At 71.8% G+C, this 6702-nt stretch carries 5 protein-coding genes; 3 read left to right on the top strand and 2 right to left on the bottom strand.

The annotated features are described in order from the left end of the window. Positions 1-158: 158 nt before the first annotated feature. Positions 159-1628 carry an MFS transporter gene (locus ACZ5CZ_RS14365; protein ID WP_385842173.1) on the bottom strand — a complete coding sequence of 490 codons (1470 nt, stop codon included), beginning with the start codon at positions 1626-1628 and terminating at the stop codon, positions 159-161. A gap of 154 nt (positions 1629-1782) precedes the next feature. Here ACZ5CZ_RS14365 and ACZ5CZ_RS14360 point away from each other — a divergent pair, with 154 nt between their 5' ends. Together ACZ5CZ_RS14360 and ACZ5CZ_RS14355 are read left to right on the top strand one after the other, a co-directional pair. Beyond that, positions 1783-2535, top strand: coding sequence for an SDR family NAD(P)-dependent oxidoreductase (locus ACZ5CZ_RS14360; RefSeq protein WP_385842172.1), 753 nt, complete (start codon positions 1783-1785; stop codon positions 2533-2535). A 117-nt stretch (positions 2536-2652) separates the two neighbouring features. Beyond that, the gene (locus ACZ5CZ_RS14355; protein ID WP_385842171.1) at positions 2653-4023 is read left to right on the top strand and encodes a right-handed parallel beta-helix repeat-containing protein; all 1371 of its coding nucleotides are present in this window, start codon (positions 2653-2655) and stop codon (positions 4021-4023) included. A 56-nt stretch (positions 4024-4079) separates the two neighbouring features. Here ACZ5CZ_RS14355 and ACZ5CZ_RS14350 read toward each other — a convergent pair whose 3' ends face one another. Then, complete coding sequence (locus ACZ5CZ_RS14350; protein WP_468942624.1) at positions 4080-5300, bottom strand: FAD-dependent oxidoreductase; 1221 nt, start codon at positions 5298-5300, stop codon at positions 4080-4082. Positions 5301-5499: 199 nt separating this feature from the next. Here ACZ5CZ_RS14350 and metK point away from each other — a divergent pair, with 199 nt between their 5' ends. Continuing rightward, on the top strand, positions 5500-6693 hold the full coding sequence (gene metK / locus ACZ5CZ_RS14345) for a methionine adenosyltransferase (protein ID WP_468942621.1): 1194 nt from the start codon (positions 5500-5502) through the stop codon (positions 6691-6693). Positions 6694-6702 lie beyond the last annotated feature (9 nt).

The following is a 6702-nucleotide window of genomic DNA, read 5'->3' as shown; positions in this document are numbered from 1 at the left end:
GCCAGGAGAGCAACTGGTTGGGACGAAACTATCAACGCAGGGAGGACCTTCCCCCCCCCCCGCCGCCCCCCCCCCCCCCCCTTCCCCAAACCCCCCCCCCCCCCCCGCCGAACCTCCGGGGGGGGGGGGGGGCGCGCGGGTCCGGTCCGGAGCCGGACTCACACCCGGCCCTCCGGGACCATGTCCGTCCGGCTCGCCGGGCCGGGCTGGGCCCGCTGGAGGCGGGGACGCATCCAGAAGGCCGTCACGAAGGCCGCCGCGAGCAGGCCGGCGGCGACCCAGAAGGTGACGCGCAGGGCGCCGTCCGCCCCCTGCGGGGTGTTCGTCAGAGAGCTGAAGAAGACCGTGCCCAGCAGCGCGTAGCCGATGCTGTTGCCCAGCTGCTGGAAGGAGTTGAGCAGGCCCGAGGCGGTGCCGGTCTGCTCCATGGTGACCAGGGCGAGCGAGATGTCGTAGTACGGCGTCAGCACGCCGCCCATGCCGAGGCCGAGCAGCGACAGGGGCGCCAGCAGCTGCCAGGCGCCGACGGCGTGGCTGCGCGAGACCACCGCGATCACCCCGACCGCCCCGACGACCAGCAGCGCGAGGCCGCCTCGCAGGGTGCGCAGGCTGCCGAGACGCCGTACCAGCAGGTGCCCGGCGACGGCCGATCCGACGGCGGAGCCGAGCGTCCACGGCACCATGGCCAGGCCGGCGCCCAGCGCGGTGAAGCCGTGCGCGGTCTGGAGCTGCACCAGGAGCGCGAACATCATGCCGCTCAGCGCCGTGTAGTACAGCACCCCCACCACCAGCGCGGCGACGAACCTGCCGTCGCGGACGAGGCGCGGCTCGATCAGCGGCACCCGGCCGGCCCGTGCCCGCCGGCCCTGGTGGACGCCCAGCAGGACCAGCACCGGCAGCGCCGCCGCCATGCTGGCGAAGCACCACGCCGGCCAGCCCGCGGTGCGCCCCTGCATCAGCGGGTAGGCGACCAGGACCATCGCGCCGACGGCCAGCGCGGTGCCGGTCCCGTCCAGCCGGCGCAGCGACGCCCCCGCGGCGGGCGGCTGGTCGGGTACGTACCGCACGGCGCCGAACAGGGCCAGCGCACCGAGCGGCAGGTTGACGAAGAACACCGCGCGCCAGCCGAGACCGAACAGGTTCCCCGTCGCCAGCGCGCCGCCCAGCACCGGTGCGACGATCGCGGCGATGCCCACCACCGGGCCCATCATGCCGATCGCCCGGGGCAGTTCGCGCGGCGGGAACAGCTCGCGCATGATGCCGAGCCCCTGCGGCACCATCACCGCCGCACAGGCCCCCTGCGCGATCCGCGCGACGATGATCATCTCCGGGTTCACCGCCAGCCCCGCCAGCAGCGAGGCGCAGGTGAACCCCGCCGTGCCGATCAGCAGCATCCGCTTGCGGCCGGCGATGTCCCCGAGCCGGCCGCCGGTGATCAGCAGGGAGGCGAACGCCAGGGCGTAGCCGGCGCCCATCCATTGCAGGTCGGTGTAGCTGCCGTGCAGGCCCTTGCCGATCGCGGGGGCGGCCGTGTTCACCATCATGCCGTCGAGCAGGTCCATGCAGTGGGTGGTCAGGATCGCCGCGAGGGCGTACCAGCGCAGTCTGTCCGCGGGAGTGGGATCCATGGCCGAACCTTTCGGGATCGATGACGCGAATGTGGCGCGAACTGTGCGGCCGACAGCTCCAGAACCGGTCAAGCCGCGCTCAAGCACCGTTGTCGAAGGTGGGGGCGGGACCGGCTGACGGGGCCGCGTCGCACGAAGTACGAGGGGAAATGCCATGGATCTGGGACTGGCGGACAAACGAGTACTGGTCACCGGCGCCACGAAAGGTATCGGCCGGGCCACCGCGAAGATCTTCGCCGCCGAGGGCGCACGGGTCGCGGTCACGTACCACCGGTCCGAGCACGCCGCCAAGGAACTGGTCGGGGAACTCGGCGGCGACGACCGCGCCTGCGCGCTCCACTACGAGCTGGCCGACCCGGAGTCGATCGCCGCGACGGTGAGCGCCGTCGAGGAGCGCTGGGGCGGTGTCGACGTGGTGGTCGCCAACGCCCAGACCTGGGTGTGGATGAACCCCGAGGAGATGGTGCCGTACCACCAGTTCCCGATGGACTTCTGGCTGGGCCGCTACCGGGAGAACGTCGAGGGCCACCTGTGGACGGTGCGTCAGGCCCTCGGCGGCATGCGCGAACGCGGCTGGGGCCGCATCGTGCTGCTGTCCTCGGTGACGGCGACGTACGGCAATCCCGGCTCGGAGATCTACAGCGCCGCCAAGGCGTCCCTGCACGGCTTCGTGCGTGGCCTGATGTGGACGGGCGACGGCGTGCTCGCCAACGTGGTCGCGCCCGGCGGCACGCTCACCGAGAGTCTCGACGCGGTCGACCCGGCACTCCTGGAGAAGGCGGTCGCGGACACCCCCAGCGGCCGTCTGAGCACGGCGGACGACGTGGCCAGGCTGATCGTCTTCCTCGGTTCGGCGGCGAACGGGAACATCAACGGCCAGATCATCCACCCTGCCGGCGGACGGTGAAGGGCAGAGCGTTCAAGGGCGGTTCGACTGCGGCTCGAGCGGTTCTCGGCCGGGCGACCACACCATCTCAGCCACGCTGAGACAGCGTCACGCACGCAAGCAGAAGGAGCACCAAGCATGCGATCCACCCGGATACCGAGAACAGCGGTGATGAGTGCGGCGACCGTCCTCGCCCTGGGCGCCGCCCCGCTCGCCGCGGCCGCCCCCGCGCACGCCGACGGCCGGCAGTACTACGTCGACTGCTCCGCCGGTGACGACTCCGCGGACGGCGCGTCTCCCGGCACCGCCTGGCGCACGCTCGCCAAGGTCGGCGACACCACCTTCCGCCCGGGCGACTCCATCCTCCTGCGCAGCGGCGTCACCTGCAACGGCGTACTCGCGCCGCACGGCTCCGGCACGGCCGCCGCGCCGATCACGGTCAGCACCTACGGCGGCACCGCCCGCGCGTTCCTCGCCGGCGGCGGCGCCCGCGCCACGGTCTATCTGCACAACGTGCAGGGCTGGGAGCTGCGCAACCTCGACGTCTCGGACACCACCACCCCGGACTCCACCGCGCGCACCGGCATCTACGTGCTGCTCAGCGACTACGGCACCGGCAGTCACTACGTCATCGACAACGTGAAGGTGCACGACGTCACCGGCATCGACAGCACGGGTCCGGACAACGAGGACAGCGGCGGCATCGTCCTGAAGGCGGCCGGGTCGGCCACGCCGACCACCTTCGACGGCATCACGGTGTCCGGCAGCACCGTCTCCGGCACCGACGGCTACGGCATCGCCACCGAGTCCCAGTGGTCCAAGCGCGCCCTGTTCCCGGCCGGCGAGAACAGCTATGTGCCGATGACCAACGTCCGCATCACCGGCAACCGGCTGTCGGACCAGGGCGGCGACGGCATCGTGGTGCAGAACGGTACGGCCCCCAGGATCGACCACAACGTCGTCAACGGCTTCGGTCTGCGCGCCACCGTCTACCACGCCGGCGTCTGGGTGTGGAACTCCGACAAGGCCGTGCTGGACCACAACGACGTCTCGCACGGCGCCTCCGCGCCGCCGATGATGGCCTTCGACGCGGACGGCGCCAACTCCGACGTCACCTACCAGTACAACTACAGCCACGACAACGGCGGCGGCTTCCTGGCCTTCTGCACCGCGCCCGGCCAGCTGAGCGACGGTGTCGTCGTCCGGTACAACAAGAGCGTCAACGACCACGACGCCACCTACAACGGCTTCACCTTCCCGGTGATCTTCAACGGCTGCGGCGTCACCATGACCAACCTGGAGTTCTACGGCAACACCGTCCGCACCTCGGTGGCCAAGGCGCTGATCGGCAACAACGGCCAGAGCGTGGTCAATTACCACGACAACACGTTCGTGGGCGCGCCCGGCGGCTCGACGATCAACGACCCCGTCGGCATCTTCAAGAACAACGTCTACCGCAACATCACCCAGGTCCCGGCCGGCGACACCGGCCCGGCGACCAGGCGCTGACACCACGGAGCATCGCCCGGGTACCTCCCGTACCCGGGCGATGCTCTGCCGTCGTCTCAGCCCTGCGCCCGCTTGATCGACCACTCCGCGATCCGCAGGGACAACTCCACCCCCTCGGTCGCGTACTCCACCATCGCCTTCTCGTAGTCGCGCACCGCCTCCGCCAGTTCGCGCTCCCCGCGGTCCACCGCGGTCAGCAGAGCGCTGAGCGCCGCAGCGTCCCGCGCGGCGGTGTTCGCCCCCACGCCCCCGGACGGCGGCATCGCGTGCACCGCGTCCCCGAGCGGCACCACCGGGCAGGCGTCCCACGCCTGCACGGGCGTGGTGGCCCGCAGCGCCACCGCGAACGACGTCGAGGGGTCGGCGAACCGGAAGATCTCCCGCAGGTCGGGGTGCCACGCCCGGGTCCGCTCGACCACCAGCGCGCACAGCGCCTCGCCGCTCAGCGCGAAGAACTCCTCGTCGGTGAGGCCCAGGTCGGCCAGGTGCACGTTGAACACCGACATGTAGTAGTCGTCGCTGTCCTCCAGCCCGGCGTCCGGCCACAGCCGGGCGGCCGCCCGCGACGGGGGCTCGCGGAACAGCATCGGCATCAGGCCCAGGTGGTGGCCGTCGGTGCCGATCACATAGCTGAAGCGGTCCCGCAGTGCCTCCGGCAGCCCGGCCTCGATGGCCTCCCGCCGGGGGATCCGGGAGAAGATCGTCCGGATGCCCAGGTCCTGCGGCACGTCCCAGGGCCGCAGCCGGCCACGCACCCGCGAGTTGGTGCCGTCCGCCGCGACCAGCACATCGCCGACGGCCTCGCTGCCGTCCGCGAAATAGGCGGTCACCCGCCCGTCGGGCGTCCGCTCCAGCCGCTCGAAGTTCTTCCCGAAGTGGACGACCTCCTCCAGACCGGCCAGCAGGATCCGCCGCAGCGTCACCCGGTCCACGGCATCGATCTTGTCGTCCCGGCCGGCCCGGGGGTCCTCGAAGGCCGGCGCCCACTGCGCCGTCAGGTGCTCGTCGTAGGCGGCCAGTCCGCTGTCGTCGCGGGCGTTCGCCGTCGCCGCCAGCAGCTCGGTCAGCCGCTGCGGCAGACAGGCCCGGAGCGCCGCCTCGCCCTCGGGGCTGATCCGCAGCCGGTAGCCCTGCCGCCGCCCGTCGGCCGAGTCGTCGCGCTCGTACACCTGGACGTCGACACCGGCGCGCCGCAGCCCCTGGGCCAGGCAGAGCCCACCGATACCGCCGCCGATGACCAGGACCCGGATGGGTGATCGGCTCGTCGTCACCGCCATGGACACCTCTCTCGTCGCCGTGAAGTCGCCGCGTGGTTGCCGCGTACGCACCCGGGCAGCATGTGCCGTCCCGCTCAGGTCTGGCTGGAGGCGCCCGCTCCGCCACCGCGTCGAGCGGAACTCGAGCCTGCTTGAAGAATTCCCGCCCACCCTGTGCGGACCCAAGCGCCCACGGCCCCGCCGAGCACCCGGAGGAATCGTGTCCCGTCGTCTCTTCACCTCGGAGTCCGTGACCGAAGGTCACCCCGACAAGATCGCGGACCGGATCAGCGACACCGTCCTGGACGCCCTGCTCGCGCAGGACCCCGCATCCCGCGTGGCCGTCGAGACCCTGATCACCACCGGCCAGGTCCACGTGGCCGGCGAGGTCACCACCACGGCCTACGCCGACATCGCCGGCCTGGTCCGGGCGGCCGTCCTCGACATCGGCTACGACTCCTCGGTCAAGGGGTTCGACGGCGCCTCCTGCGGCGTCTCCGTCTCGATCGACGCCCAGTCGCCCGACATCGCCCAGGGCGTCGACCAGGCCCACGAGCACCGGGTCGAGGGAGTCCAGGACGAACTCGGCCGGCAGGGCGCCGGCGACCAGGGCCTGATGTTCGGCTACGCGTGCGACGACACCCCCGAACTGATGCCGCTGCCCATCTCGCTGGCGCACCGGCTGGCCCAGCGTCTCACCCAGGTCCGCAAGGACGGCACCATCCCCTACCTGCGCCCCGACGGAAAGACCCAGGTCACCATCGAGTACGACGGCGACCGCGCGGTCCGTCTCGACACCGTCGTGGTCTCCACCCAGCACTGCGCCGACATCGACCTCGACACGATGCTCGCCCCCGACATCCGCGAGTTCGTCGTCGCACCCGTCCTGGCCGACGCCGGCATCGACACCACCGGCCACCGCCTGCTGGTCAACCCCACCGGCCGGTTCGAGATCGGCGGCCCGATGGGCGACGCCGGGCTGACCGGCCGCAAGATCATCGTGGACACCTACGGCGGCTACTCCCGGCACGGCGGCGGCGCCTTCTCCGGCAAGGACCCCTCCAAGGTCGACCGCTCGGCGGCGTACGCGATGCGCTGGGTCGCCAAGAACATCGTCGCCGCCGGACTCGCCCGCCGCGCCGAGGTACAGGTCGCCTACGCGATCGGCAAGGCGGAGCCGGTCGGTCTGTTCGTGGAGACCTTCGGCACCGAGACCGTCCCCGTGGCGAAGATCCAGGACGCCGTCGACCAGGTCTTCGACCTGCGGCCCGCCGCGATCATCCGCGACCTCGACCTGCTGCGCCCCATCTACGCCCGCACCGCCGCCTACGGCCACTTCGGCCGGGAACTGCCCGAGTTCACCTGGGAGCGCACCGACCGGGCGGACAAGCTCCGCGCCATCGCGCTGGCCTGACCTCCCGCC

This window comes from Streptomyces sp. NPDC031418 (assembly GCF_055581605.1).
Note: the sequence above shows the minus strand (reverse complement) of the source record. Positions and strands in the feature narration are given on the sequence as shown.

What these genes read in the sequence shown, in the direction of transcription:
- ACZ5CZ_RS14360 (WP_385842172.1), top strand. Translation starts at nt 1,783, where the DNA reads ATGGATCTGGGACTGGCGGACAAACGAGTACTGGTCACCGGCGCCACG.
- ACZ5CZ_RS14350 (WP_468942624.1), bottom strand. Translation starts at nt 5,300, where the DNA reads ATGGCGGTGACGACGAGCCGATCACCCATCCGGGTCCTGGTCATCGGC.
- ACZ5CZ_RS14365 (WP_385842173.1), bottom strand. Translation starts at nt 1,628, where the DNA reads ATGGATCCCACTCCCGCGGACAGACTGCGCTGGTACGCCCTCGCGGCG.
- ACZ5CZ_RS14355 (WP_385842171.1), top strand. Translation starts at nt 2,653, where the DNA reads ATGCGATCCACCCGGATACCGAGAACAGCGGTGATGAGTGCGGCGACC.